This is a genomic window from Pseudomonas sp. ADAK7, assembly GCF_012935675.1.
Classification (GTDB): domain Bacteria; phylum Pseudomonadota; class Gammaproteobacteria; order Pseudomonadales; family Pseudomonadaceae; genus Aquipseudomonas.
In genome coordinates this window covers 4,352,501-4,379,030 of the sequence record NZ_CP052861.1, presented here as the reverse complement: position 1 = coordinate 4,379,030, position 26,530 = coordinate 4,352,501, and the positions used below count along the sequence as shown (strand labels likewise).

Here is a 26,530-nt window from a genome sequence, read left to right as displayed (position 1 = left end):
CTTAAGCCCTCTCCCCGCGAATCGAAACTGCCGGGAAGGGGTATTGCTCGTTGCGTTCCACCCAATCCATGAAATCGGCGCGGGCGCCGGGGAAGCCGATCATGGTCCAGCCGACCATGCCTTTGTTGCCGCCGTGGATCGGGTCGCAGAAGAACCCTTCCTTGGTGTTTTGCAGCAGCAGGTTGAAGAAAATCTTCGACGGCACGCTGGCGAATTCGGGTTTTCCGGCTTCGAGCTGCTTCAGCAAATCGTCTCGGGTAGCGCTGTCTTGCTCAGCAAATACTTTGCCATTGAGCGCTTTCGACCAGGCATCCGTGGCAGCAATGCCCAGGCGATAGATCTCTTTGGGTACCAGTTTGCTCTGCCAGCCCATCTCCGCCGGGGCGTCGGCGTTGAACGGTCCTTGCATGAACCACAGGGCGCCGGCGGCGTACGGGGTGTTCATCTGACGGTCGATGTATTCTGGCACGCCAGCTTCCAGGGCGCCTGGCCCTTGGGCATCGTTCGGGATCAGTTGAGCGACGGCGGACTTAATGAACGTCCATTCTTCGGCGGTGAAGTAGGTGGGTTCATAGGCGCTGCTGCTGACAGGTGTTTTGCCGGGGCTGGCAGGCGCCGACTCTGGCGCGGCAAGCAGGACTGAACTGCCCAGCGCGGTGCTGGCGACGGTGACCACCGGGATCAAGGTCAGGGATTTGCGCAAAAACTCACGCCGGGGGTTGTCTCGATCTTGATCAGACATGGGGTGCACCTCATCAGGCATTGACGGTTTTCAGCCATTTCGTAGAACGGCTTTTCGTTTTGGCAGCGACGCGGGTCGGGGCTATCGGTGAATAAGCCACGCATCGGCAAACTTTGGTAACAAATGGTAGCAGCCTAAGTATCAAGATGAACCGATTCAGCTTAAATAAACCGGGCTTTTGCGACGAAAGTAGCCTACGGCGCGATGGATTCACGATTCTTTGACAGGCGGCTCACGGCCCTTTGACCGCTCAAGGCTGAAGCTGAGCGTCATCACTCCGCTTCCTCCTCCACGGTCCCAGCATGTCTAAAACCCGTCTTATCCTTGCGATGTGCCTGTCGCTGGTTGCCCTCTTCACTCTATCGGGGGCCATGGCCGACGACGCCCCCTCACCTCGACCTGCGGAATGGGCGCAGTCGGTGGAGACGAAGTACAACCTCTTTCAGATGTCCCCGACCCTTTACCGCAGCGCCTTGCCCGATAGCGGAATAGTGCCGCTGCTGGAAAATCTCAAGGTTGGAACCGTTATCAACTTCCTGCCTGAATCGGACTCCCGCTGGCTGACCTCGCCTGGCATCAATCAGGTCCAACTGCCTTACCGCACCAATCACGTGGATGACGCGCAGGTACTCGCCGCCCTCCGTGCCATTCAGGTGGCGGAGACCAAAGGCCCGGTGTTGATGCATTGCAAACACGGCTCTGATCGCACCGGCCTGATGGCGGCGATGTATCGGGTGGTCGTGCAGGGCTGGAGCAAGGAAGACGCGCTGAAGGAAATGACCGAGGGCGGTTTTGGCGACAGTACCCATTTCAGGGATGGCGTTCGCTACATGATGCAGGCTGATGCCGACAAACTGCGCACCGCCCTGGCCAATGGTGATTGCAGTACCAGTCCGTTTGCCATGTGCTCGATGAAGAGCTGGTTCAAATCGGCCAATGTCGAGAAGTAGTCAAGCGGACCACCGCCCACACCGTGGCGGCATGGACGGCGGTTATCGACTTAGTGTTGCTCGTCGGGCTTTTTCTTCAGTTTCGGGTTCGGGAAGAATTGCACTGCCTGAACCTTGGCGTCCGGCACTTTCAGCGCCGAGACGTTGACCCGCGTGCCCAATTCCTTGGGCACCGACAGGCCTTGTTCATTGAGCGTGTCGGAATAACCGCAGGCCACGCACTCACGGTGCGGGACCTCGTCTTCGTTCCACATCATCAACTTGTCCGGCTCGCTGCACGCCGGGCAGACCGCCCCGGCGATAAAGCGTTTTTTGGTGATCACAGGCCCCTCGCTCATGCTGCCGCGTCCTCACTCAGGCCGCTATGGCGCAAGAGTGCGTCAATCGATGGCGCACGGCCACGGAAGTCGACGAACAGCACCATCGGTTCCTGGGAACCACCGCGCGCCAGGATCGCTTCGCGGAACGCGCGGCCGGTTTCGGCATTCAGCACGCCGTCTTCTTCGAACTTCGAGAAAGCATCGGCGGACAGCACTTCAGCCCACTTGTAGCTGTAATAACCCGCCGCGTAACCGCCGGCGAAGATGTGGGCGAAGCTGTTCGGGAAGCGGTTGTAGGCCGGTGGACGCATCACCGAGACTTCGTCGCGCACGCCTTCGAGCACTTGCGCCACGCTGCGGCCGTCGCCGTGGGTGGCGTGCAGTTCGAAGTCGAACAGCGAGAATTCCAATTGGCGGACCATCATCAGGCCGGACTGGAAATTCTTCGCCGCGAGCATTTTGCCCAGCAGGTCCTGAGGCAGCGGCTCGCCGGTTTCGTAGTGACCGGAAATCAGCGCCAGGCCTTCCGGCTCCCAGCACCAGTTTTCCATGAACTGGCTTGGCAACTCGACCGCATCCCACGCCACGCCGTTGATGCCGGACACGCCAGCATGCTCAACGCGGGTCAGCAGGTGATGCAGGCCGTGGCCGAATTCGTGGAACAGGGTGGTGACTTCATCGTGGGTCAGCAGCGCAGGTTTGCCGCTGTCGGCCGGGGTGAAGTTGCACACCAGGTTCGCCACCGGACTCTGCAGCACGCCGCCAGCGGTGCGACGACGGTCGCGGGCGCCGTCCATCCACGCGCCGCCACGCTTGTTGGCGCGGGCATAAAGGTCGAAGAAGAAGCGGCCGACGTGCTGGCCGTTTTCCTTGATCTCGAACAGGCGAACGTCCGGGTGCCAGGTGTCGAAACCTTTCTGCTCGGCAATCTCGATGCCGTATAGACGCTGAACAATGGCGAACAGGCCGCCCAGTACTTTGTCGATCGGGAAGTAGGCGCGCAGGGCTTCCTGGGCAACGCTGTAACGCTGTTCACGGAGTTTTTCACCGTAGAAACCGCTGTCCCAGCTTTGCAGGTCCGGGCAGCCTTGTTCGGCGGCGTAGGCCTTGAGTTGGTCCAGGTCCTGAGCGGCGAACGGCTTGCTGCGCTTGGCCAGGTCACGTAGGAAACTGAGGACTTGATCGCTGGATTCAGCCATTTTGGTCGCCAGACTCAGCTCCGAGAAGCTGGCGAAACCCAAGAGTTTTGCCAGCTCCTGACGCAGGTCGAGGATTTCTTCCATGACCGGGCCGTTATCGTTCTGACCGGCATTCGGGCCTTGGTCCGACGCACGGGTGCAGTAGGCGGCGTAGACTTCTTCGCGCAGGGCGCGGTCATGGGCGTAGGTCATCACCGCGTAGTAGCTCGGGAATTCCAGGGTGATCAGGAAGCCTTCCAGGCCTTTGGCCTGTGCCGCAGCGGCCATTTGCGCCTTGGCCGAATCGGTCAGGCCGGCAAGAGCGGTTTCGTCGGTAACGTGTTTGGTCCAGGCCTGGGTGGCGTCGAGCAACTGGTTGGAGAAACGGCTGCCCAGCTCCGACAATTTACTCTGTACTTCGGCGTAACGCTTCTGCTCAGCTTCCGGCAGGTCGATACCCGATAGACGGAAGTCACGCAGGGCGTGTTCCAGGATAGTTTTCTGCGCCACGTCAAAACCGGCGGCTTCCGGGCTGTTGGCCAAGGCTTCGAAGGCCTGGAACAGTTCGCGGTTCTGGCCCATCTCGGTGGAGTAGGCGCTCAGGGCCGGCAGGCAAGACTCGTAGGCTTCACGCAATTCAGCGCTGTTGCACACGGCATTCAAGTGGCTGACCGGGCTCCAGGCGGCGCCCAGGCGATCATTGAGTTCGTCCATCGCCAGCACCAGGCCGGCCCAGGTCGGTTGTTTGCCCTGGGTTTTGAGGATCTCGATAATGGCGGCGCGGTTGTCAGCCAGGATCTGTTCAATGGCCGGTTGCACGTGCTCGGCGCGGATCGCCGAGAACGGCGGCAGGTCGTAGGACTGCAAAAGAGGGTTGTTCACGCTCACGGTTGGCACCTTGGCTGGAAGAAACATGCGGCCATCTTAATTACAATCGACGCTCACCGCAGCTATCAGCGACAGAGAGAGAACCTATCGTGACCCTTCGCAAGTATCTGAACCACACGCCGCTACTGGGCAAAGGCGCTTTTGTCGACGGCTCGGCGGTGGTGATCGGCGACGTCGAAATCGGCGAAGACAGCTCCGTCTGGCCGCTGACGGTGATCCGCGGCGACATGCACCGCATCCGCATTGGTGCGCGCACCAGCGTCCAGGATGGCTGCGTGTTGCACATCACCCACGCCGGGCCGTTCAACCCGGATGGCTTTCCGTGTTTGATCGGCGATGACGTGACCGTCGCTCACAAAGTCATGCTCCACGGCTGCTCGGTGGGCAGCCGGGTGTTGATTGGCATGGGCAGCATCGTCATGGACGGTGCGGTGGTCGAGGACGATGTGATCATCGGCGCCGGCAGCCTGGTGCCGCCGGGCAAGCGCCTGGAAAGCGGTTTCCTGTACGTCGGCAGCCCGGTGAAACAGATCCGCCCGCTGACTGACAAGGAACAGGCCTTTTTCACCTACAGCGCGGCGAACTACGTGAGGCTCAAGGACCTGCATTTGGCTGAAGGCTACGACCAGCTCTGAACCGTCCCACTATTGCCCAGGATTTTTCATGCATTACCAAACTGTTCTGTTCGACCTCGATGGCACCCTGACCGACCCGCGCGAGGGCATTACCCGTTCGATCCAGTTTGCGTTGGCCAAACTGGGCATCGATGAACCCGACCTGACCAAGCTCGAACACTTCATCGGCCCGCCGCTGTTGCAGGCGTTCATGCAGTTCTACGAATTCGACGAGCCGAAGGCGTGGGAAGCGGTGAATTTCTATCGCGAGCGCTTCAAAGTCACCGGCCTTTATGAGAACCGCGTGTTCGACGGCGTTACACCGCTGTTGGAAACCCTGAGCGGGCAAGGACGACAGCTCTTTATCGCCACGTCAAAACCCTGGGTGTTCGCCCGCGAGATTGCCCGGCACTTCGACTTCGCCAGGCACTTCAAAGTGATTTACGGCAGTGAATTGGACGGGACACGAACCAATAAAGTCGAATTGATCGCCCATTTAATCGCCGAGGAAGGCCTCGACCCGGCCCAGACCCTGATGATTGGCGACCGCAAACACGATTTGATTGGCGCCCGGAGCAATGGCCTGGACGCCGCGGCGGTGGGTTATGGGTTTGGCAGCCGGGAAGAACTGAGCGCCGAAACACCGGCTTATCATTTCGAAACGCTGGAAGAGATGCATCAGGCGTTTTTGCGGCGTTAATCAGTACGCCTTCGCGGGCAAGCCTCGCTCCTACAGATATCAGTGACCTGTAGGAGCGAGGCTTGCCCGCGAAGAGGCCGGATCAGCCAGCGCTACTCCCTGATCCTGCCAACACTTTTAATGCTGCCTTGCGCTCCGCAACCGGCAACCCACCCAGCTTCTCAACCTCGGCATAAAACCTCACCCAATCCCCATCAACCTGCCTGAACAACGCCGCAAACGCCGGCACCCACTGGTCATACAAACCAAACGGCAGCAGCCTGGCATTGTTCATCGGCGCGTTGATCCACGCGTCATAGCGTTTATCCCCGGCCCATCGGCTGTCACGCATCGCCCGATAATCGCTGCGTAGCCTTTCGAATTCTTCGACTTTGCGTTGGCGCATCTGCTCGGCGGCCATGGGTTGTGCGTATAGGCGTTCAAGGCGTGCGCGGGTGTCCAGAATCAGTTGGATGAACTGATCGCGCTGCTGCATCAGCGCGCCATTGTCCGGGGCGAGCCCGCGGCTGGCGCGCCATTGGCGGGTGCCTTCCTGCTCAACGAACGTGGCGAAGGATTCGTTGAACTCGGTGTCGTCCTTCACATAAACACGCTGATGCGCCAGTTCATGAAAGATCAGCGTGGCCAGCCGTTCATCGCCCCAGTTCATCATCGAGCTAATGATCGGATCGTTGAACCAGCCCAGCGTCGAATAGGCCTCGACCCCGCCAATCGACACGTCCATGCCTTCCAGCTGCTGCAACGCCGCTTCACCCCGGGCCGCGCTCTGGCTGTAATAGCCGCGATAGGCGACGCAACCGGCGATGGGGAAGCAGTGGTTTTGCGGCTTTAGGGAAAACTCCGCCGTGGCGAAGACATTCCAGACGACGTACGGCCGGCCAATGTCGGCGTACAAACGGTAACTTTGGTTGTCCGGCAGGTGCAGTTGCTCGCTGGCGAATACCCGGGCCTTTTGCGACTGGGCCAGATGCGCACGCAGTTTTGGATCGCGTTGGGGATCGGCAATCACTTGGGAAACCGGCTCCCGGGCCCGCAGCAATTGCAGCTGCCCCTCGGCCAATTGGCCGTAGTAGCCGACGCTGGCGCAACCGTTGAGCAACAAAAACAACACACCCGGAAACAAAACGCGCAAAACGCGATCAAGTAACCCAAGGCTTGGAAGCGGCCTGATCAAAATAAGAACATCCCTGGAAAGTCTGCCCACAAGACTATCCCGCCACACTGGAGCTCCGCTATGCGCAAGTTGATGCTGACAGGGGGCCTGCTGACGCTGGCCGGCTGTGCCGGATTCGGAATGCCCGACCCGGATCCGAACCAGGCGTGGATCGACCTGAATTCAAAGCAGGAAGACGCCGCGCTGCAAGCGCTGAAGGTCGACGACAAGGCCGCCACTGACAAACGCTTCTTCGAAGTGCAGCCCGGCAGCCATGAACTGAAGGTTCGCTACCAGTTCGCCGTGCAGCCCACCAACATCGGCACCGACGCCGAGCCGCTGTGGCGCGATTGCCAGTTGAGTGTGAAATTCAAGGATTTCAACGCCGGTGAGCGTTATCAGCTGCAAGCGGGGAATATCGGTTTCCGGCCCTGGGCCAAGCTCTACGACCAGCAGCGCAAAGTGATCGGGCAGGGCACCCCGGCAGGCTGCCAACGCACGTGATCGGCGTTATGCTGAATGCCCAATCCTCGGGACATTCATCATGCGCAGGTTCTTGCTATTGCTCAGTGCGGGCGTTATTGCCGGTTGCGTAAGCCCGTTGCCCAGCGTCAATCCGCAGATGGCGTGGATTGACCTCGCGACCCCGACGCCGGGCGGCAAATTACTGATGGCGGAGCGCTTGGATAATCAGCGCCTGACTGATGGGCGATTCTTCCAGGTAACCCCTGGCAGCCACGAACTGACAGTGCGTTTCGACTTCGAAACGTTTGCCGGAGGGCTGGGGATGCTGAGCGATCCGCAGGAGCGGTTGTGCTACATGACCGTGCCTTATGATCACTTTGAGGCCGGCCAGCACTATCGACTGGAAGGACGCTCCCTGTCCTTTACCCCGAGCGCCCGACTGATAAACGCCAAGGGTCAGATCGTCGCCACGGAGCGGCAGATCAACTGCGTGCCGTAGACCAATCAGCGATCGTTCCTTTGGTAGATGACGGCTTTGGTGCCATTCTCACAGGTGCCAACGATCATGGCGGCGTCGTGCTTGTCGGCTTCCTCTTTCGTGACAATCTCCAATGTGTAGGAGGGCACGGAGTTAGCCTGAATCTTCAATTCAATCTCATTCTTGAGTTCTTCACATGATTTCGGTGCCGCCAGGGCCGAAGTGGCCAACGCGCAACAGATAATCGCCAAGGCAAAACGTTTCATGGTTGAAGCTCCCTTGAGGCAGCGCGCAGGTTGATGCGCTTTTGGCTGCTGTCATTTATTCGACCACAGTTTCGCCAGTCAGGTTTTGTTTCAGCGCAAAAAAGATCGCAGCCGTCGCCAGCCCCAAGTCATCTGTAGGCGCTGCCGAAGGCTGCGATCTTTTCATTCCATCTTCGATTTAGCTAACCAGCGTCGCATCCAGGCTGATCTTCGCATTCAGCACTTTGGATACCGGGCAGCCTTCTTTGGCCTTGTTGCTCAGCTCCTCAAATTGCGCCTGGGTCGCCCCCGGAATTTTCGCCTTGAGGATCAGTTTCACCGCCGTGATCGCGAAACCACCGTCTACCTGATCCAGCGTGACCTCGGCATTGGTATCGATGCTGTCAGCCTTGAGGCCGGCGTCGCCGAGGATCATCGAAAACGCCATGGAGAAACAGCCTGCGTGGGCCGCGCCGATCAGCTCTTCCGGATTGGTGCCCTTGCCGCCTTCGAAACGTGCCTTGAAGCCGTAGGGCGCTTCTCTGAGGACACCGGTTTCCGTGGAAATCGAACCGATGCCGGTTTTCAGATCACCTTCCCAATGAGCCGATGCTTTCTTCGTGATAGCCATGTCTGCCTCCTCAAGATCCGGCGCGGAACGTCGCGCCTTCGTGGTTTTCGGTTGCTAAGGGTTCTGAGGATAGAAGACTTGGCAAAGTTCACCTTGTCGGATCAAACCGCTTATCTGGTAAGCAAATTCGTCTGTGCTATTGAAACTCGGGTATATGCCCTCATTGCATAGGGAACGCTTTTAGACTCGGCAGGTTTTCGTTCGTGAAAAAACCTGCGCCCCCATTGGAGAAGCAGGTTTATGAAACGACTGTCCGATATCAAGTACTCCACTCTCGACCTGGTGCCCGTGCGCGAGAACGGCAGCGCGGCCCAGTCGCTGCGCAATTCCCTGGACCTGGCCCAGCACGTTGAAAAATTTGGCTACAACCGTTTCTGGGTGGCCGAACACCACAACATGGACGGCATCGCCAGTTCCGCGACCTCGGTTTTGCTCGGTTACCTGGCGGGCGGCACCTCGACCATTCGCGTCGGTTCCGGTGGCGTGATGCTGCCCAATCACGCGCCCTTGGTGATCGCCGAACAGTTCGGCACCCTTGAAAGCCTGTACCCCGGCCGTATCGACCTGGGCCTGGGCCGCGCACCGGGTTCCGATCAGATGACCGCCCGCGCGCTGCGTCGTGAGCGCTCCGGCAGCGCCGACGAGTTCCCGGAAGACGTGGCAGAACTGATGCGCTACCTCGGCCCACGCACGCCGGATCAGCGGATCATCGCGATGCCGGGCACTGGCACCAACGTCCCGGTCTGGCTGCTGGGTTCGAGTCTGTTCAGTGCGCAACTGGCCGGTGAGCGCGGATTGCCGTACGCCTTCGCCTCGCATTTCGCACCGCGTTTCATGCACGAGGCGATTCGCGTCTACCGCAATCACTTCAAGCCTTCAGCGGTGTTGGACAAGCCCTACGTGATGCTCGGCGTGCCACTGGTGGCTGCCGACACCGACGAGCAGGCCGATTACCTGGCGACCTCGGTCTACCAGCGAATTCTTGCGCTGATGCGTGGCCAGAGCCTGGTGCAACGGCCGCCGGTGAAAACCATGGACGGCCTGTGGTTGCCCCATGAGAAAGAAGCGGTTGGCGATTTCCTCGGCCTGGCCATGGTCGGCAGCCCACAGAAAATCCGCGCCAAACTGGACGTGTTGATCGAGCAGACCCAGGCCGATGAGCTGATTTTCACCTGCGACCTGTATGAACACGCCGATCGTGTGCATTCCTACGAGTTGCTGGCGCAGGTCATGAAGGGCTGACGCTCAAACGACGGGCATAAAAAAGCCGACGCATTGTGTCGGCTTTTTCATTTGTGCAGAAATCAGCCTACTTGGTGTAGACGATGACTTTGGTGCCTTTCTCACAAGTGCCGACGACTTTTCCGCCAGCCGCTGTGCCTTTATCGGCAATTTCCAGCGAATAACCGGCAACGCCCTTGGCATCCAGTTTCGCGGCGATTTCGGCTTTCAGCTCTTCGCACGACTTGCCGTCAGCAAAGGCTGTTCCTGCAAGGCTCAACAAACCTACTGCCAAAATAAACTTCTTCATCGGTCGCATTCCCTGGTCGGATCAATAGGGGCACCCGGCGATCAGCCAGGTGCACACATGTAGCGCTTTGCCATTCCCTATGGCATTCGGCCAGCGCGCAAGTTCAGAAGACTAGCTCAAACTCAGCTACTGGCAATCCTGAACCCGACTTTGAGCGTCACCTGGAAGTGGGCAGCCTTGCCATCCTTGATGTGGCCGCGGGTTTCGGTCACTTCGAACCATTCCAGATGCTTGAGGCTTTTACTGGCTTCGGCCAGCGCGTTGTTGATCGCATCTTCGATGCTGGTAGGGGACGAGCCGACCAGCTCGACTTTCTTGTAGGTGTGATGGTCAGTCATGGCGTTCTCCTTGGGGTATGAAATACAGCCTAGCAGTGATTTTTCGTATTACTTCTGTCGCCCATTCCCACACCGAAGTTCAGATTTACTGCACTTTCTCGAACCCCTGAAGTCCCAACCAACACACGCTACTCATCACCAATGAAGGAGAGCCACCATGGCCAACACCTCTTTACGTAAAGCCTCATTGCAAAGCATGGAAGCCGAGATCGAGAGTCTTCTCAAGTCGCTGGAAAGCCTGAAGGACGATGCCTCGGACGAGTCGCGTAAAACCCTCAAGGCCCTCAAAAGCAACGCCGAGAGCGCGCTGAAGCATTCGCGTCATCTGCTCGCCGATGCCTATGAAGAAGTGAAAGTGAAAACCCGCGAAACCGGGATCGCCACTCGGGACTACGCCCAGGAACACCCTTGGACTACAGCCGGTGTCGCCGTGGGTGCACTCGGCCTGCTCGCGGCTTACCTGTTGTGCAAACGCGGCGACTAATCCGCTTGGCGCAGCTCGTTTTTGAGCCATTGCGCCAACTGCCGAGCGCGTCCGTCCGCGGCGCGCTTGGGTAGCCAAAGCGCCAGTTGCGCCGGGGTTTCACAGAAACCCCACGGCGCGACCAGGCGACCGGCCTTCAAATCCTCGGCCACCAGCGGCTCAGGGGCAATCGCCACACCCAGCCCCGCCACCGCCGCTTCCAGCAAATAATACAAATGCTCAAAACCCTGACCGAACTTCAATGCCTTGGCGTCGAGGCCGCTTTGCTGTGCCCAGCTCGGCCAAGCTTGAGGGCGTGAGGTGGTGTGCAGCAGCGGCTCGGCCAACAACGCGCTTGCCGGCGCCTGCAGCAGCCTTTGGTAACCGGCGAAGCGCGGGCTCATGACCGGGCCGATACGTTCGCTGGCCAGTTCGTAGACCTGCATGTCCGCCGGCCAGGGCGGCTCGGCAAATACCAGCAAGGCGTCCAGCCCCGGCCGTCGAGGGTCAAGATCGCCTTCCCCGGCCGACAGGTGCAAGCGCAGGTCCGGCAGGTCCGCATTCAATCGTCCGAGGCGCGGGATGAACCAGCGCGCGAGCAAACTCCCGGAGCAGCCAAGCACGAACGGCGCATCGGCGGTGCTTTGGGTCAATTCGGCACAAACGGTGCGCAAGCGCTCAAACGCTTCAGTGCTGGTGTCACGCAGACGAATGCCGGCATCTGTGAGTTTAAGGCCGCGCCCGTCCTTGATGAACAGGCTGACGCCAAGGTGTTCTTCAAGCACCTTCAATTGCCGGCTGACCGCCCCGTGGGTGACGTGCAGCTGTTCGGCAGCCTGGCTGACGCTGTTCAGGCGGGCAGTGGCTTCGAAGGCGCGAAGGGCGTTCAGCGGAGGGAGGTCGTGGCTCATGGGATCTGTGAGTTTTCCTGACAGGTTGCAGCGATCTTATCGGTTTTCAGCTCGGGACGTCAGGGGTAGAGTGAGCGTCATTGTCATCTCACGAATCCAACTGGAGCGACCCATGACCCAGACTAATCTGCGCAACGGCCCCGACGCCAACGGCCTGTTTGGCTCGTTCGGCGGCCGTTACGTCGCCGAAACCCTGATGCCGTTGATCCTCGACCTGGCCCGTGAATACGAACTGGCGAAGGAAGATCCTGCCTTCAAAGAAGAATTGGCCTACTTCCAGCGCGACTACGTCGGACGTCCAAGCCCTCTTTATTACGCTGAACGCCTGACCGAGTTCTGTGGCGGCGCGAAGATTTACCTCAAGCGCGAAGAGCTGAACCACACCGGCGCGCACAAGATCAATAACTGCATCGGCCAGATCCTGCTGGCGCGGCGCATGGGCAAGAAACGCATCATTGCCGAGACCGGCGCTGGCATGCACGGCGTGGCGACTGCCACCGTGGCCGCGCGTTTTGGCCTGGATTGCGTGATTTACATGGGCACCACTGACATCGAACGTCAGCAGGCCAACGTATTCCGCATGAAGTTGCTGGGCGCTGAAGTGATCCCGGTAGTGGCCGGCACCGGCACCCTGAAAGACGCGATGAACGAAGCCCTGCGTGACTGGGTGACCAACGTCGACAGCACCTTCTATCTGATCGGCACCGTCGCCGGTCCGCATCCTTACCCGGCCATGGTTCGCGACTTCCAGGCCGTGATCGGCAAGGAAACCCGTACTCAACTGCAAGACCAGGAAGGCCGCCTGCCGGACAGTCTGGTGGCGTGCATCGGCGGCGGTTCCAACGCCATGGGCCTGTTCCACCCGTTCTTGGACGACACGAGCGTCGAGATCATCGGCGTCGAAGCCGCCGGCTACGGCATCGAAACCGGCAAACACGCCGCCAGCCTGAACGGCGGTGTACCAGGTGTGTTGCACGGCAACCGCACCTTCCTGTTGCAGGACGACGACGGCCAGATCATCGACGCGCACTCGATCTCCGCCGGCCTCGATTATCCGGGCATCGGCCCTGAACACGCCTGGTTGCACGACATCGGCCGCGTCCAGTACACCTCGGTGACTGACGACGAAGCCCTCGACGCATTCCACAAATGCTGCCGCCTGGAAGGGATTATTCCCGCACTGGAAAGTGCCCATGCCCTGGCCGAAGTATTTAAACGGGCACCGAATCTGCCAAAGGATCACCTGATGGTGGTCAACCTGTCCGGCCGTGGCGATAAAGACATGCAAACCGTGATGCACCACATGGAACAATCCCAGCAGGAGAAACACTGATGAGCCGCCTGCAAACACGTTTTGCTGAACTGAAAGAACAGAATCGCGCTGCCCTGGTGACCTTCGTCACCGCCGGCGACCCGAGCTACGACACCTCCCTGGCAATCCTCAAAGGCTTGCCCGGTGCTGGCGCCGACGTGATCGAGCTGGGCATGCCCTTCACCGATCCGATGGCCGACGGCCCGGCGATCCAGTTGGCCAACATCCGCGCCTTGGGCGCCAAGCAGAACCTGGCGAAAACTCTGCAAATGGTTCGCGAGTTCCGTGAAGGCAATACCGAGACGCCGCTGGTGCTGATGGGTTACTTCAACCCGATCCACATGTACGGCGTGCCGCGTTTCATCGCTGACGCCAAAGAGGCTGGTGTTGACGGTCTGATCGTGGTTGATCTGCCGCCCGAGCATAACGGCGAGCTGTGCGACCCGGCTCAGGCTGCGGGCCTGGACTTCATTCGCCTGACCACGCCGACCACTGACGATGTGCGCTTGCCGACTGTTCTGAACGGCAGCTCCGGCTTCGTCTACTACGTGTCGGTCGCCGGTGTGACCGGTGCCGGTGCGGCAACGTTGGAACACGTAGAAGAAGCGGTCGCCCGTCTGCGTCGCCACACCGACCTGCCAATCAGCATCGGTTTCGGTATCCGCACACCGGAGCAAGCGGCCTCCATCGCGCGTCTGGCCGACGGTGTGGTGGTGGGTTCGGCCTTGATTGACCACATCGCCAATGCGTCGACGCCGGATCAAGCCATCGATGGTGTGTTGAGTCTTTGCGCAGCGTTGTCCGAGGGCGTGCGTAAGGCCCGGGTCAGTTGAAGGTAAAGTTCTTGATACAGAGGAATTAGCGCCTCGCAGCACACACTAATCAGCAAGACCGAGGGTTTCAGGACTACGTTCTGAAGCCCTTTTTGCTGTATGTGCAGTGAGGAAACTCCCCGATGAAAATGCCGAAACGTCTGATTGCCAGCCTGGGCGTACTGATGCTCAGTGCGACCCCGTTGCTGCACGCCAGCGCCGATCAGCGCGACGATCACGACCACGGCGGCCCGCAGCAGGGCCAACACGATAACCGCGGTGACAATCGCGGTGATGATCACCGCGGTCCGCAAGACAATCATCGTGGTGGTCCGCCGCCACGGGATTTTGGCCCGGTGCGTCAGAGCATTCATGACAATCATGGTTATTTCGTTCGCGGGGCGCCGCCACCTCCAGGCATTCGTCTGGAACGTGGCCGGCCGTTGCCTCATGGTTATTATGGCGAGCGCCTGGATAATCGCGCGTTGTCGCATCTGCCGTATTACCAGGGCTACGAATGGCGTCGGGCCGGTAGCGACATTGTGTTGATCGCGGTAGGGACGGGGATTGTTTATGAGATTCTGGATAACGTGTTGAACTGATCGATCCCATCTTTGCAGGCTGAGCACAGCTTATGTAGCAGCTGGCGAAGCCTGCGTTCGGCCGCGAAGCAGTCGCAAACCATCCAACTCGGTCTGTCTGACGTACCGCAGCGTCTGATTTTACGACTGCTTCGCAGCCGAACGCAGGCTTCGCCAGCTGCTACAAGTTCCTGCGGTGATTGGGTCAGGGCAGTTCTAAACCGCCCGCCGCCTTATGCAACGCCCGCAAATGCTCGCCAACCTGCTTCAGGTTGGCTTCATTGGCTGCAATCTCCGCCGCACGGGCCGGTTCAAGCAGCGCACGCACTTCCTTATCCAGATCCCCGGTCAGCGACTGCAACTGTTTCTGACGCAGGCTGCTTTCCGCTTCCAGTCGCTCCGACTCGCTCGGCTGGGGCAAACCATAACCGCCGGAACCGAGCAATTCGGCTGGGCGGCTGAGGAAGCCGCTGTTGGCGAGAATCTGCTGCAAGGTCGCGTTGGCCTTGTCCATGCCGCCGTTCTTCAGTTCGCGAGCACCCAGATAGCGCTGCTTCACTTCATCCTGGGCCAACTGCAGTTGGCGGCGGAAACTGGCTTGCTCCAGCAACAGCAACGCTGCACTGGTGCGCAGATCCGCCTGATCGATCCATTGCCGACGATCTTCGGCGCTCAATGACAGCCAGTCTTCGACGGTGACCTGCTTGATCGGCAAGTGTTTCTTCAGCACTTCGAACATCGCCTGGTAGCGATCGCGGAAGGAGTCGAAGCGATAACCCAGGCGCAAGGCTTCGCGCGGGTCATCCAGTACGCTGGTGTCCGCCAGTCCGCGGCCCTTGAGGACTTCCAGCAAGCCGTTGGGCATGATGCTGTCCAGACCCGTCAACTGCGCGTTGTTGCTGCCACTGCGCAGCAATTTCAGGCTTTCCACCGCGCAATTGTTGGAGAGGAAGAAGTAGTTGCCGTCGTAACTCCAGTGCATCTCCGCTGCGTGTTCCACCACTTCTTCGATTTCGGTGCGCGAGAGATTCAGCGGTACCGAAGCCAGGCTGCGCAGTTCGGTCTTGGTGTATTCGTCGATCACTTGGGCCAGCGGCAGGACAAACAGGCGCGACGGGTATTTGCCGACCAGGCCGTCCCAACTCGATAACTGCACGTCACCGACGAAAGCGCGGTAGGACAGCACCAGGTGCTGATCCAGGTCCAGTCGGCAATCCGGCCCACGTGGGCGGCCCGGGGCGCAAATCACCAGGCGCAACATGCTGTGGCCCCAGCGGCTGACCCAGTTCTGATTGGCTTCGGCCAGCAAGTAGTCGACGGCGTAAACCCGTTCCGGGTCGACCTGGCCCAACGGCGTCTTGGCGAAATCGTTGCCGGCATTAAGGAAGGCGAAGGATTTGGCGCAGGTGTCTTTGGCGGCGGGCGCCCAGCCGAAATGATCTTTGTAGTAGCGGTACAGCGCAGGACGACGGCAGGCATAGCTTGGGTCGAGGAGGAAATACTCCATGTTGACCGCCACGAACTCCTTGGGATTGGTCGTCTCGTAGATGTCCGGGCTGCGCGCGACTTGCCGATTGTGCGCTTCGCGTTCGCCACGACGACCGACGTATTGTGGCCAGCCAGCCAGGTCCAGCAGGCGCGGATCGTCACTTAGGGTAAAGCGCCGCGCGGTCTGACCGCGGCATTGATCGGGAATACCGATCAGCCCGGAGCTGCTGTTGCGCCGGCTGCAACGCTGTATCAGCGTGCGCTCGGCGTCCGGCCACAGACGCGAGCGATCATAAATGTGGGTGAGTTCGTGCAGGACCGTGGCGAGCATTTCCCGGCGCACGGTGCCGTGGGGGCGATACGTCTTTTTTGTCGCGGCGCTGCCGTCGGTGAGGCTGGCGAGCAGGTTGCGATTGAGGTCGAGTTCGGACACCAGCGAAGCCTGGCCGTAGGCATTGCCGGGCATGTCGTCGGTCCAGCCGACATCGATGCGCCGATCCAGTTGCTCGACGAAACGCGGCGGCAACGCCTTCATGGCTTCATCGAGCAGCGCCTGGCTGGCCTGCACTTGCGCGGGGCTCAGACCGTCGGTCTTGAGGCGTAATTGCAGGCTGGCCTGGGCGGTGTTGCCGAGCAGCAACACCATCCCAGCCAGCAGCCAGGCGTTGAGCGACCTCACAGTGCGAGGATGGCTTCGGCGAGAACCTGATCACTGGCGTCACGGGCTTCCGGCACGCGGGTGCGCAATGTATTGAAGGCGGCTTCCAGGTGCGCGCCACGAATATCGCCGTCGCTGGCGATAAAGCTCGCCGCATCGTCATGGGCTTCGCGGACGATTTTCGAATCGCGAATGGACGTGGTGGTATCGGACGTGAAGTCGAGTGTGCGCTGGGTGGCGCGAATCAGGATATTACTGGTGGCAACCAGGGTGTGTGCCTGGGCCACGTCGGCCAACAACAGCAGGCCAAGGGTGGCAGCAATCAGCGGGCTACGCATGGAACGACTCCGGAGGAACGATGATAACTATTGGACGAGAATTGCCTGTGCCAGTTCAAGGTCGCTGGCATGAAGTTTTGGCTGGGTCCGACGCAGATAATTCAGGGCGGATTCCAGTTGCGCTCCTCGTAGTTGGCCGTCACTGGCGATGAATGCCGCAGCGTCATCCTGAGCGGCGATCAGCAGTTTATGGTCGAAGGGCGCGGAGGTCACCATGCTTGTGGCGTAACCACTGACGACGGTGCCTTGGGTAGACAGGTTAAAGGCGTCGAAGGCATGGGCCGAGCCCGACCAGGAGGCCGCAACAATTACTTGCGTGAGCAACAGTTTTGAAAGAAAACGCATGAGACTCGATAGCTGAAAGCGAGTCCCAAGGCTAGCGCAATGCCCGGGCTAGAGCCAGCGCCGAAACATTGGGACACGTTGGATGTGTCCCACTGTTGAGCTGACGCTTAGATGGCCAGGATGGCCTGGGCCAACTGTGCGTCGGTCGCGTTCAGTTGAGGCGCCTGGTGGCGGATTTCGTCGAACGCGCTTTCCAGTTTCACGCCACGGATATCGCCGTTGCTGGCGACAAAGCTGGCGGCATCATCCCGCGCAGCGCGCACAATTTTATTGTCGCGTAGCGAAGAAGAGACATCGGAGGTCGCATCGGAACTGGATTTGAGGGCGCCAACGACGGCGTCGGTGGTCACGATAAAACTGGTGGCGTGGGCATTGGCAGCCACGGCGAGCAGGGCTGCGGCGCTCAGCAGACGAAGACGGGACATGGGGTAGCTCCTTTGGATAAACCGATTGAGAGGTGGCGCAGTGTCTGATGGATCAGACGCCTCTTGTGTAGCGATCGCCACGTTCTGATTGGATATTAGGCTGGAGGGGATGAATTCGAATAGCCCATCTAGATGAAACGGTATGTAAGAACTGCCGAAGGCTGCGATCTTTTGACTTGGCTTTTATTAAATCAAAGATCAAAAGATCGCAGCCTTCGGCTGCTTCTACAGAGGTGTACAGCCTTGTTTATAGTTTTATGAAACTGTACTGGTCTTACGTTTTACAACGCTGAAACGACAAAACCCGTCGTGGTTTCCCACGACGGGTTTTGTTTGTTCAATTCGGGTGCTGGCGGTGGACCCTACAGGTCAGGGCCAGCGACGCTAACTTAGCGCCAGAACGGCTTGCTCAGCTCTTCGTAGCGTTGTGCTTCGCTAATCCCGGCATCAGCCAGCAGACGCGAATCCAGGCGAGCCAGTTGATGGCGGCTGGTAATGCGGCGCTGCCACAACATCAGGTTGGCGATAACGCGAAGAGGCATGGAAGCCTGGGTTTTTGCAGCGGTATCTTCGAAGAACAGTTCGGAACTGAGTGTACGTTCCATGGTTAGCATCCTTCCGCTTGTGGCGGGATTAGGTAGTGGTTTAACTGATGCCAATGATCCTCTCGTTTGGCCAGTCTCCCTAGATACAGTTCACTTGTATTGTGAGGGACCAGTTAACTGTTTATAGGGGGTGTACTGGTCGAAATTGAGGCAACTGTACCTGTCGGCACTAATACAGTGCGTTTTCGACGGAAAGGCAGGGAAAGGTAGGCAAATCCTGTAGGAAAAGACCGGTACAGCAGTACAGTTTTCGACAGAATAGGGCATTGCAAGAACCAGCTGGCGCAATTGTGTTTGCGTCAGCTGTTTTGAGACCGATCAGACCGCCAGCATCCGCCCGGTTTCTTCCAGGTTAATGTGCCAACTCAGGGCGTCACGCAGGATGTGCGGGGTATGCCCACCGATTACGCAAGCCGCGGTGAAGTAGTCATTCAGGGCTTCGCGATAGTCCGGGTGCACACAGTTGTCGATAACCACCCGAGCCCGCTCCCGCGGCGCCAGGCCGCGCAGGTCGGCCAGGCCAATCTCGGTTACCAGGATGTCGACGTCGTGCTCGGTGTGGTCGACGTGGCTGACCATTGGCACCACGCTGGATATTGCGCCGCCCTTGGCGATCGACTTGGTGACGAAGATCGACAGGTGCGCATTGCGCGCGAAGTCCCCGGAACCGCCGATGCCGTTCATCATCCGCGTACCGCAGACATGGGTGGAGTTGACGTTGCCGTACAGATCGAATTCCAGCGCAGTGTTGATGCCGATGATGCCCAGGCGTCGCACCACTTCCGGGTGGTTGGAGATTTCCTGAGGACGTAGCACCAACTTGTCTTTGTAATGCTCCAGGTTGCCAAACACATCGGCGTTACGCCGGGCCGACAAGGTGATCGAGCTGCCCGAAGCAAAGCTCAGTTTGCCGGCGTCGATCAGGTCGAAGGTCGAATCCTGTAGCACTTCGGAATACATGGTCAGGTCTTCGAATGGCGAGTCGATCAAGCCGCACATCACCGAGTTGGCAATGGTGCCGATCCCGGCCTGCAGTGGGCCGAGCTTGTTGGTCATGCGCCCGGCCGCCACTTCCTGCTTGAAGAAGTCGATCAGGTGGTCAGCGATGGCCTGGGTCTCGGCGTCCGGCGGCAGCACGGTGGACGGTGAGTCGGACTGATTGGTGATCACGATCGCGACGATCTTTTCCGGCGGGATCGGGATGGCGGTGCTGCCAATGCGATCATCGACCTTCACCAGTGGAATCGGCGTACGGGTCGGGCGGTAGGTCGGGATATAGATGTCGTGCAGCCCTTCGAGATTCGGGTTGTGCGCCATGTTGATCTCGACGATGACGTGCTTGGCGAAGATTGCGAAGCTCGCCGAGTTGCCCACCGACGTGGTCGGCACGATATGGCCCTGCTCGGTGATCGCCACGGCTTCAATCACCGCGATGTCCGGCCGCGTGAGTTGCTGGTTGCGCAGCATTTCAACGGTTTCTGACAGGTGCTGGTCGATGAACATGACCTCGCCAGCATTGATTGCCTTGCGCAGTGTGCTGTCGACCTGGAACGGCATGCGCCGCGACAGTACGCCGGCTTCGGTCAGTTGTTTGTCGAGGTCGTTGCCCAGGCTCGCGCCGGTCATCAGAGTGATTTTCAGCGGGGTGATTTTGGCGCGTTCGGCCAGTGCGTGGGGCACTGCCTTGGCTTCACCGGCGCGGGTGAAACCGCTCATGCCGACGGTCATGCCGTCCTCAATCAGAGCGGCAGCGTCAGCGGCGCTCATCACCTTATCCAACAACGAAGGCAAGCGAATACGATCACGGTACATGGATTGTTATCTCGGGCAACGAAAGCAAGGTACGCAGTCTAGTGATTTGAAAAACATCCGTCCCGCTACCATGGTCGAATGCCAAGCCCTGATTTAGAGCCTTTGGTCGGGTTTCACGGGGAATAAAAAAACCCCAGCCTACTAAAGGCTGAGGTTTTGGGTATTGCGTTGGAGCAGGTTTTACTCGACAGCTTTGACCATGTCTTCGATGACCTTCTTCGCGTCGCCGAAGACCATCATGGTTTTGTCGAGGTAGAACAGTTCGTTGTCCAGACCGGCATAACCGCTGGCCATCGAGCGCTTGTTGACGATGATGGTCTTGGCCTTGAACGCTTCGAGGATCGGCATGCCGGCAATCGGCGATTTCGGATCGTTCTTGGCGGCCGGGTTGACCACGTCGTTGGCGCCCAGCACCAGCACTACGTCGGCCTGACCGAACTCGGAGTTGATGTCTTCCATCTCGAACACCTGGTCATAAGGCACTTCGGCTTCGGCCAGCAAGACGTTCATGTGGCCAGGCATCCGCCCGGCCACCGGGTGGATCGCGTACTTCACGGTCACGCCGCGATGGGTCAGCTTCTCTGTCAGCTCTTTCAGCGCATGTTGCGCCCGTGCTACCGCCAGACCGTAGCCCGGAACGATGATCACGGTGTCGGCGTTGGTCAGCAGGAAGGTCGCGTCATCAGCCGAACCGGATTTCACCGGGCGGGCTTCTTTTGAGCCAGCAGGGCCGGCCGCATCCGCCGTGTTGCCGAAACCGCCGAGCAGTACATTAAAGAAAGAGCGGTTCATCGCCTTGCACATGATGTACGAGAGGATCGCACCGGACGAACCCACCAGCGAACCGGCGATGATCAGCATCGAGTTGTTCAGCGAGAAACCGATGCCCGCCGCTGCCCAGCCGGAGTAGCTGTTGAGCATTGAGACAACCACCGGCATGTCCGCGCCGCCAATCGGGATGATGATCAGCACGCCCAGCACGAAGGCCAGGGCCAGCATCAACGCGAAGGCATTGAGATTGCCGGTCAGCATGAAGGTGAGGCCGAGTGCCAATGTCGCCAGGCCCAGCACCAGGTTCAGCTTGTGTTGGCCGCCGAACTGTACCGGTGCGCCCTGGAACAGGCGGAACTTGTACTTGCCCGACAGCTTGCCGAAAGCGATCACTGAACCGGAGAAGGTAATTGCACCGATGGCTGCGCCGAGGAACAGCTCCAGACGGTTGCCTGCTGGGATTGCGTCGCCCAGCTGTTTAACGATACCCAGCGACTGCGGCTCAACCACAGCAGCGATGGCAATGAATACCGCGGCCATACCGATCATGCTGTGCATGAAGGCGACCAGTTCCGGCATCTTGGTCATTTCAACGCGCTTGGCCATGATCGAACCGGCGGTGCCGCCGACCAGCAGGCCAACGATGACGTAGCCGATACCGGCAGTGGCCAGCTCAGCGCCCAGCTTATAGATGAGGCCGACGGTGGTGAGAATTGCCAGCGCCATGCCGAGCATGCCGTACACGTTGCCGCGTCGGGATGTCGTCGGGTGCGACAGGCCTTTGAGGGCCTGGATAAAGCAGATCGACGCGATCAAGTAGAGCGTCGTGACAAGGTTCATGCTCATTACTTGGGCGCCTCTTCTTTTACGACTTTCGGGGCTTTTTTCTTGAACATCTCAAGCATCCGGCGAGTGACTAGGAAGCCACCGAACACGTTTACCGCCGCCAGAGCCACCGCCAGGGTGCCCATGGTCTTGCCCAGAGGCGTCACGGTCAGCGCCGCCGCCAGCATGGCGCCGACGATCACGATCGCGGAGATCGCGTTGGTCACCGCCATCAGTGGCGTGTGCAGTGCAGGTGTAACGTTCCAGACCACGTGATAACCGACATAAATCGCCAGCACGAAGATGATCAGGTTGTAGATACCGGGGGAGATAAGCTCTTCCATCGTCTGAATCCCTGCTTAGGCGTTTTTGCGGATGACTTGGCCGTCGCGGCACATCAGGCACGCGGCGACGATGTCGTCTTCGAGGTTCACTTCGAACTGACCTTCTTTGTTGAAGACCAGCTTCAGGAAGTCCAGCAAGTTGCGGGCGTACAGCGCCGAAGCGTCTGCGGCGACTTCACCGGCCAGGTTGGTCGGGCCGCAAATGGTCACGCCATTCTCGACGACGACTTGATCGGCCACGGTCAGCGGGCAATTGCCGCCCTGAGCGGCGGCGAGGTCGATGACCACCGAGCCTGGCTTCATTTGCGCCACGGTTTCCGCGCTCAGCAGCGTCGGTGCCTTGCGGCCCGGGATCAGTGCGGTGGTAATGACAATGTCGGCCTGCTTGGCGCGTTCGTGCACGGCCAGGGCCTGCCGTTGCATCCAGCTGGCTGGCATTGGACGCGCGTACCCGCCGACACCGACGGCGCATTCACGCTCTTCATCGGTCTCGTAAGGCACGTCGACGAACTTGGCGCCAAGGGATTCGATCTGCTCTTTTACCGCTGGGCGTACGTCAGACGCTTCGATCACCGCACCCAGGCGTTTCGCCGTAGCGATTGCCTGTAAGCCCGCCACGCCGGCGCCGAGAATCAGCACGCGCGCCGCTTTCACGGTCCCTGCAGCGGTCATCAGCATTGGCATGAAGCGTGGGTAATGGTGAGCAGCGAGCAACACGGCTTTATAGCCGGCAATATTCGCTTGAGACGACAGCACATCCAGGCTCTGGGCGCGGGAGGTGCGCGGCGCGGCTTCCAGCGCGAACGCGGTAATACCGCATTCGGCCAGCTTGGCGATGGTTTCATTGCTGAACGGATTGAGCATGCCCACCACAACGGCGCCGCTCTTGATCAGAGCCAGCTCGCTGTCGCTGGGGGCGACCACCTTGAGAATCAGCTCGGCACCAAACGCGTCGTTGGCGCCGCCAATGGTCGCGCCTGCCGCTTCATAAGCACTGTCGACAACGCTGGCTTTAACGCCGGCGCCGCTTTGTACAGTGACCTTATGACCCTGGCCGATCAACTTCTTGATGGTTTCCGGGGTTGCAGCAACCCGTGTTTCACCCGTCTGGGTTTCGAGAGGAACACCAATGTGCACGTCAAATCTCCTGCGTGATCTTATTGAGTAAACCCAGGCACTTCGGATGGTGCGACTGGGGCGGCCGATCAGCACGATCCCGCCAAATCAGGGCGGGGCGCGGCATTTTGCAGGCGAACTTTGTGCCCTTCAAGGGATTATGACGGGTGACGGAAAATTAACTACAAGTCACCCCGTGACCGAATGTCGCAACTAACCGGCTCAATCCCTTGCAGGCCGTGCCTTGTAAGGATTCTGCTAGAAATTCAAGAATTTCCACATCGGTGCGGTGAATGAGCGGTCATTGCTTCGAAATAGCGGCTCAAGGCCACGTCTTCAGGCACTTGTGGGACGTTTGTACAGCTTGTCAGTACAGTCTATGGATATGCGACAAATACTTATATCTGTAGTGTTTTTGTTTTGCTGACTACGGGGTCAGTTAATCGGCTGTAGCCTTTATCCTTCTAGGCTGTAGCTATGCGCCTGATTTACCAGCCAGTCGCGAAAAGCCCTTAAAGAAGCCGATTCGACTTTTCGCTCAGGAATCATCAGGTAATACGCCTTGATGCTCGACAGTGCCTGAGGGTTGGCGATCACCAGGCGCTTCTCCGCCAGCTCACGTTGAATCAGAAATGGTGGAATCAGTGCAATCCCCATGTCGTGCATGGCTGCCTGGGCGAGCATGGAGAATAGCTCGTAACGCGGGCCTGTCATGTCGCGGGGGATATTCAGGTTCTGAAAGTTGAACCACTGGCGCCAAGCGTACGGGCGGGTGGTTTGTTGCAGCAAAGGTAATTCCGCGATTTCAGCCGGTGTCAGATGTGTCTTCTTGCCCAGTAGGGCGGGGCTGCACACCGGCATCGGGTTTTCTCCCATCAGCCTGTGGGATTCGGTACCAGACCAGTCCGCATCGCCAAAATAAATCGCGGCATCGAATTCGGTGTCGGCGAAGAGAAATGGGCGAGTGCGGTTGGTGAGGTTGACCGTCACTTCCGGGTGCTGGTGCTGGAAGTCCTTAAGGCGGGGCAGCAGCCATTGGGTGCCGAAGGTCGGCACCACCGCCAGTTCGATCACGTTGGCGCCTTGCTGGCCCATCACCGACAAGGTGTCCCGTTCAACGGCATCGAGTTGCGTGGCCACCCGACGGCTGTAGGAAAGTCCGGCTTCCGTCAGCTTCACACCACGCCGGGAGCGTCGGAACAGTTCGACGCTGAGGAATTCCTCCAGGCTGGCGATCTGTCGGCAAATCGCTCCCTGAGTGAGGGAAAGTTCCTGTGCGGCCTTGGTAAAGCTCTCATGGCGCGCCGCGGCTTCGAAGCTGATCAGGGCGGTTGTACTGGGGATCTTCCTGCGCATGTACGTGAACCTCACTAATACATCGCATTAATGACCTTTCGCGATGTTTCGGAGTGAGAAATTAGCACAACAGTATGCGAAATCCTCGTTTGCCGTGACGCCGAACCGGGCCTAGGATCAGTCCACGTTATTTGACCCGATTCGAGAGGACACACTCATGGGCGGTAAAGCTAGCTTCAACTGGATCGATCCCCTGCTGCTGGATCAACAGCTCACCGAAGAAGAACGCATGATCCGCGACACCGCCGAGCAGTTCGCTCAGCAGAAGCTCGCGCCGCGTGTTCTGGAAGCTTTCCGCCATGAGAAGACCGACATCGCAATCTTCCGTGAGATGGGTGACGTGGGCTTGTTGGGCGCAACCATTCCTGAGGAATATGGTGGTAGCGGCCTGAACTACGTCAGCTACGGGCTGATCGCCCGTGAAGTCGAGCGCGTCGATTCCGGCTATCGCTCGATGATGAGCGTGCAGTCCTCGCTGGTCATGGTGCCAATCAATGAGTTCGGTACTGAAGCGCAAAAGCAGAAGTACCTGCCGAAACTGGCGTCGGGCGAATGGATCGGTTGCTTCGGTCTGACAGAGCCGAACCACGGTTCCGACCCGGGCGCGATGATTACTCGTGCACGCAAAGTCGAAGGCGGCTACAGCCTGACCGGCAGCAAGATGTGGATCACCAACAGCCCGATCGCCGATGTGTTTGTGGTCTGGGGCAAGGACGATGCCGGCGACATCCGTGGCTTCGTGCTGGAGAAGGGTTGGAAAGGCCTGAGCGCTCCGGCGATTCACGGCAAGGTTGGCCTGCGTGCGTCGATCACGGGCGAAATCGTCATGGACAACGTGTTTGTCCCTGAAGAGAACATCTTCCCGGATGTCCGTGGCCTGAAAGGTCCGTTTACCTGCCTCAACTCCGCGCGTTATGGCATCTCCTGGGGGGCGCTGGGTGCGGCCGAGTTCTGCTGGCACACTGCGCGTCAGTACACCCTGGATCGTCAGCAGTTTGGTCGCCCGTTGGCCGCTACTCAGTTGATCCAGAAGAAGCTGGCCGACATGCAGACCGAAATCACCATGGCGCTGCAAGGCTGCCTGCGGCTGGGGCGCATGAAGGATGAAGGCACGGCTGCGGTAGAGATCACGTCGATGATGAAGCGCAACTCTTGCGGCAAGTCCCTGGATATCGCGCGCATGGCTCGCGACATGTTGGGCGGCAATGGCATCTCCGACGAGTTCGGTGTCGCTCGCCACCTGGTCAACCTGGAAGTGGTGAATACCTACGAAGGTACGCATGACGTGCATGCACTGATTCTTGGTCGCGCGCAGACCGGCATCCAGGCGTTCTATTAATAGGAGAACGGCCATGGGCGCGCTTTCGCATCTACGGGTACTGGATTTATCGCGGGTGCTGGCCGGGCCTTGGTCCGGGCAGATTCTTGCGGACCTTGGCGCTGAGGTGATCAAGGTCGAGCGCCCGGGCAATGGCGACGACACTCGCGCCTGGGGGCCTCCGTTCCTGAAAGACGCCTATGGCGAGAACACCAGCGAAGCGGCTTATTACTTGTCGGCCAATCGCAACAAGCAATCGGTAACCATCGACTTCACCCGGCCTGAAGGGCAGAAGCTGGTGCGTGATCTGGCGGCGAAGTCGGACATCCTGATTGAGAACTTCAAGGTTGGTGGTCTGGCGGCTTATGGGCTGGACTATGAGTCGCTCAAGGCGATCAATCCGAATCTGATCTATTGCTCCATCACGGGTTTCGGTCAGACCGGGCCGTACGCCAAGCGCGCGGGTTATGACTTCATGATCCAGGGTCTGGGCGGCTTGATGAGTCTGACTGGGCGCCCTGAAGGCGATGAGGGCGCCGGGCCGGTAAAAGTCGGCGTAGCGCTGACGGACATTCTGACCGGGCTCTATTCGACCGTGGCGATCCTCGCGGCGCTGGCGCATCGGGACCATGACGGTGGCGGCCAGCACATTGATATGGCGTTGCTGGATGTGCAGGTGGCATGCTTGGCTAACCAGGCGATGAACTACCTGACCACAGGCAATGCGCCTAAGCGTCTGGGCAACGCTCACCCGAACATCGTGCCTTATCAGGACTTCCCTACGGCGGATGGCGATTTCATTCTTACTGTGGGTAAC

Annotated in this window: 31 protein-coding genes (1 of these 31 only partly in view); 12 read left to right on the top strand and 19 right to left on the bottom strand. The window is 59.3% G+C overall.

The features are described 5' to 3' along the window. Position 1 precedes the first annotated feature (1 nt). Positions 2-742: a gluconate 2-dehydrogenase subunit 3 family protein gene (locus HKK53_RS20065; RefSeq protein ID WP_169372262.1), complete on the bottom strand. Its 741-nt coding sequence runs from the start codon at positions 740-742 to the stop codon at positions 2-4. A 302-nt stretch (positions 743-1,044) separates the two neighbouring features. Here HKK53_RS20065 and HKK53_RS20060 point away from each other — a divergent pair, with 302 nt between their 5' ends. Further along, on the top strand, positions 1,045-1,692 hold the full coding sequence (locus HKK53_RS20060) for a phosphatase domain-containing protein (RefSeq protein WP_169372261.1): 648 nt from the start codon (positions 1,045-1,047) through the stop codon (positions 1,690-1,692). Positions 1,693-1,742: 50 nt separating this feature from the next. Here HKK53_RS20060 and HKK53_RS20055 read toward each other — a convergent pair whose 3' ends face one another. Further along, complete coding sequence (locus HKK53_RS20055) at positions 1,743-2,030, bottom strand: YheV family putative zinc ribbon protein (protein ID WP_123408468.1); 288 nt, start codon at positions 2,028-2,030, stop codon at positions 1,743-1,745. After that, entirely contained in the window at positions 2,027-4,105 is a 2,079-nt protein-coding gene (gene prlC, locus HKK53_RS20050; protein WP_169372260.1) for an oligopeptidase A, read from the bottom strand. The genes HKK53_RS20055 and prlC overlap by 4 nt, the downstream gene beginning before the upstream one ends. Positions 4,106-4,167: 62 nt before the next feature. Between prlC and HKK53_RS20045 the strand changes: the two genes are divergently transcribed. Both HKK53_RS20045 and HKK53_RS20040 read left to right on the top strand, forming a co-directional pair. Further along, positions 4,168-4,713: a gamma carbonic anhydrase family protein gene (locus tag HKK53_RS20045; RefSeq protein ID WP_169372259.1), complete on the top strand. Its 546-nt coding sequence runs from the start codon at positions 4,168-4,170 to the stop codon at positions 4,711-4,713. Between the two features lie 28 nt (positions 4,714-4,741). Beyond that, positions 4,742-5,392: an HAD family hydrolase gene (locus tag HKK53_RS20040; protein WP_169372258.1), complete on the top strand. Its 651-nt coding sequence runs from the start codon at positions 4,742-4,744 to the stop codon at positions 5,390-5,392. A gap of 82 nt (positions 5,393-5,474) precedes the next feature. Here the strand turns inward: HKK53_RS20040 and HKK53_RS20035 are convergent, their stop codons facing one another. Continuing rightward, positions 5,475-6,566, bottom strand: coding sequence for an aminopeptidase (locus tag HKK53_RS20035; RefSeq protein WP_169372257.1), 1,092 nt, complete (start codon positions 6,564-6,566; stop codon positions 5,475-5,477). 60 nt (positions 6,567-6,626) lie between these two features. Between HKK53_RS20035 and HKK53_RS20030 the strand changes: the two genes are divergently transcribed. Together HKK53_RS20030 and HKK53_RS20025 are read left to right on the top strand one after the other, a co-directional pair. Further along, a complete protein-coding gene (locus HKK53_RS20030) occupies positions 6,627-7,049 on the top strand; it encodes a PA0061/PA0062 family lipoprotein (protein ID WP_169372256.1) in 423 nt (140 codons plus the stop codon). Positions 7,050-7,089: 40 nt separating this feature from the next. Continuing rightward, entirely contained in the window at positions 7,090-7,509 is a 420-nt protein-coding gene (locus tag HKK53_RS20025) for a PA0061/PA0062 family lipoprotein (protein WP_169372255.1), read from the top strand. Between the two features lie 5 nt (positions 7,510-7,514). On the opposite strand, the gene HKK53_RS20020 is transcribed toward HKK53_RS20025, so the two are convergent. Beyond that, on the bottom strand, positions 7,515-7,754 hold the full coding sequence (locus tag HKK53_RS20020) for a DUF1161 domain-containing protein (RefSeq protein ID WP_169372254.1): 240 nt from the start codon (positions 7,752-7,754) through the stop codon (positions 7,515-7,517). 178 nt (positions 7,755-7,932) lie between these two features. After that, entirely contained in the window at positions 7,933-8,364 is a 432-nt protein-coding gene (locus HKK53_RS20015) for an OsmC family protein (RefSeq protein WP_008152515.1), read from the bottom strand. A gap of 240 nt (positions 8,365-8,604) precedes the next feature. Between HKK53_RS20015 and HKK53_RS20010 the strand changes: the two genes are divergently transcribed. Then, positions 8,605-9,606 carry an LLM class flavin-dependent oxidoreductase gene (locus HKK53_RS20010; protein ID WP_169372253.1) on the top strand — a complete coding sequence of 334 codons (1,002 nt, stop codon included), beginning with the start codon at positions 8,605-8,607 and terminating at the stop codon, positions 9,604-9,606. A 67-nt stretch (positions 9,607-9,673) separates the two neighbouring features. Here HKK53_RS20010 and HKK53_RS20005 read toward each other — a convergent pair whose 3' ends face one another. After that, positions 9,674-9,895: a DUF1161 domain-containing protein gene (locus tag HKK53_RS20005; protein ID WP_169372252.1), complete on the bottom strand. Its 222-nt coding sequence runs from the start codon at positions 9,893-9,895 to the stop codon at positions 9,674-9,676. A gap of 122 nt (positions 9,896-10,017) precedes the next feature. Then, positions 10,018-10,233 (bottom strand): dodecin, encoded by a 216-nt coding sequence (locus tag HKK53_RS20000; protein ID WP_054047931.1) that lies wholly within the window; start codon positions 10,231-10,233, stop codon positions 10,018-10,020. 157 nt (positions 10,234-10,390) lie between these two features. Here HKK53_RS20000 and HKK53_RS19995 point away from each other — a divergent pair, with 157 nt between their 5' ends. Then, on the top strand, positions 10,391-10,717 hold the full coding sequence (locus HKK53_RS19995; RefSeq protein ID WP_169372251.1) for a DUF883 family protein: 327 nt from the start codon (positions 10,391-10,393) through the stop codon (positions 10,715-10,717). On the opposite strand, the gene HKK53_RS19990 is transcribed toward HKK53_RS19995, so the two are convergent. After that, entirely contained in the window at positions 10,714-11,607 is an 894-nt protein-coding gene (locus HKK53_RS19990; RefSeq protein ID WP_169372250.1) for a LysR family transcriptional regulator, read from the bottom strand. The genes HKK53_RS19995 and HKK53_RS19990 overlap by 4 nt on opposite strands. Before the next feature lie 112 nt (positions 11,608-11,719). Here HKK53_RS19990 and trpB point away from each other — a divergent pair, with 112 nt between their 5' ends. From trpB to HKK53_RS19975, 3 genes are all read left to right on the top strand, one after another. Then, positions 11,720-12,940 (top strand): tryptophan synthase subunit beta, encoded by a 1,221-nt coding sequence (trpB, locus tag HKK53_RS19985; RefSeq protein ID WP_169372249.1) that lies wholly within the window; start codon positions 11,720-11,722, stop codon positions 12,938-12,940. Continuing rightward, the gene (gene trpA / locus HKK53_RS19980) at positions 12,940-13,752 is read left to right on the top strand and encodes a tryptophan synthase subunit alpha (RefSeq protein WP_133835136.1); all 813 of its coding nucleotides are present in this window, start codon (positions 12,940-12,942) and stop codon (positions 13,750-13,752) included. Before trpB ends, trpA begins: the two co-directional genes overlap by 1 nt. Before the next feature lie 122 nt (positions 13,753-13,874). Beyond that, the gene (locus HKK53_RS19975) at positions 13,875-14,333 is read left to right on the top strand and encodes an anti-virulence regulator CigR family protein (protein WP_169372248.1); all 459 of its coding nucleotides are present in this window, start codon (positions 13,875-13,877) and stop codon (positions 14,331-14,333) included. A gap of 184 nt (positions 14,334-14,517) precedes the next feature. Here HKK53_RS19975 and HKK53_RS19970 read toward each other — a convergent pair whose 3' ends face one another. The 10 genes from HKK53_RS19970 to HKK53_RS19925 form a co-directional block, all read right to left on the bottom strand. Continuing rightward, complete coding sequence (locus HKK53_RS19970) at positions 14,518-16,479, bottom strand: DUF7844 domain-containing protein (RefSeq protein WP_169372247.1); 1,962 nt, start codon at positions 16,477-16,479, stop codon at positions 14,518-14,520. Then, on the bottom strand, positions 16,476-16,796 hold the full coding sequence (locus tag HKK53_RS19965; RefSeq protein WP_149661885.1) for a DUF2388 domain-containing protein: 321 nt from the start codon (positions 16,794-16,796) through the stop codon (positions 16,476-16,478). Before HKK53_RS19965 ends, HKK53_RS19970 begins: the two co-directional genes overlap by 4 nt. A 27-nt stretch (positions 16,797-16,823) precedes the next feature. Next, entirely contained in the window at positions 16,824-17,141 is a 318-nt protein-coding gene (locus HKK53_RS19960; protein ID WP_169372246.1) for a DUF2388 domain-containing protein, read from the bottom strand. A gap of 107 nt (positions 17,142-17,248) precedes the next feature. Then, a complete protein-coding gene (locus tag HKK53_RS19955; RefSeq protein ID WP_169372245.1) occupies positions 17,249-17,566 on the bottom strand; it encodes a DUF2388 domain-containing protein in 318 nt (105 codons plus the stop codon). 389 nt (positions 17,567-17,955) lie between these two features. Then, the gene (locus tag HKK53_RS19950) at positions 17,956-18,171 is read right to left on the bottom strand and encodes a DUF1127 domain-containing protein (protein WP_030129620.1); all 216 of its coding nucleotides are present in this window, start codon (positions 18,169-18,171) and stop codon (positions 17,956-17,958) included. 318 nt (positions 18,172-18,489) lie between these two features. After that, the gene (locus HKK53_RS19945) at positions 18,490-19,983 is read right to left on the bottom strand and encodes an acetyl-CoA hydrolase/transferase family protein (RefSeq protein WP_169372244.1); all 1,494 of its coding nucleotides are present in this window, start codon (positions 19,981-19,983) and stop codon (positions 18,490-18,492) included. Between the two features lie 180 nt (positions 19,984-20,163). Next, positions 20,164-21,600 carry an NAD(P)(+) transhydrogenase (Re/Si-specific) subunit beta gene (locus HKK53_RS19940; RefSeq protein ID WP_169372243.1) on the bottom strand — a complete coding sequence of 479 codons (1,437 nt, stop codon included), beginning with the start codon at positions 21,598-21,600 and terminating at the stop codon, positions 20,164-20,166. Next, on the bottom strand, positions 21,600-21,923 hold the full coding sequence (locus tag HKK53_RS19935; RefSeq protein WP_007947884.1) for an NAD(P) transhydrogenase subunit alpha: 324 nt from the start codon (positions 21,921-21,923) through the stop codon (positions 21,600-21,602). The genes HKK53_RS19940 and HKK53_RS19935 overlap by 1 nt, the downstream gene beginning before the upstream one ends. Positions 21,924-21,938: 15 nt before the next feature. Beyond that, on the bottom strand, positions 21,939-23,060 hold the full coding sequence (locus tag HKK53_RS19930) for a Re/Si-specific NAD(P)(+) transhydrogenase subunit alpha (protein WP_169372242.1): 1,122 nt from the start codon (positions 23,058-23,060) through the stop codon (positions 21,939-21,941). A 435-nt stretch (positions 23,061-23,495) separates the two neighbouring features. Continuing rightward, positions 23,496-24,395, bottom strand: coding sequence for a LysR family transcriptional regulator (locus HKK53_RS19925; RefSeq protein WP_169372241.1), 900 nt, complete (start codon positions 24,393-24,395; stop codon positions 23,496-23,498). 157 nt (positions 24,396-24,552) lie between these two features. Between HKK53_RS19925 and HKK53_RS19920 the strand changes: the two genes are divergently transcribed. After that, the gene (locus HKK53_RS19920; RefSeq protein ID WP_133835126.1) at positions 24,553-25,734 is read left to right on the top strand and encodes an acyl-CoA dehydrogenase; all 1,182 of its coding nucleotides are present in this window, start codon (positions 24,553-24,555) and stop codon (positions 25,732-25,734) included. A 13-nt stretch (positions 25,735-25,747) separates the two neighbouring features. Then, positions 25,748-26,530: the 5' portion of a CaiB/BaiF CoA transferase family protein gene (locus HKK53_RS19915; protein WP_169372240.1), read on the top strand. Its footprint extends 438 nt past the window's final position; the window shows 783 of its 1,221 coding nt (coding positions 1-783); the start codon lies at positions 25,748-25,750; its stop codon lies beyond the right edge, outside the window.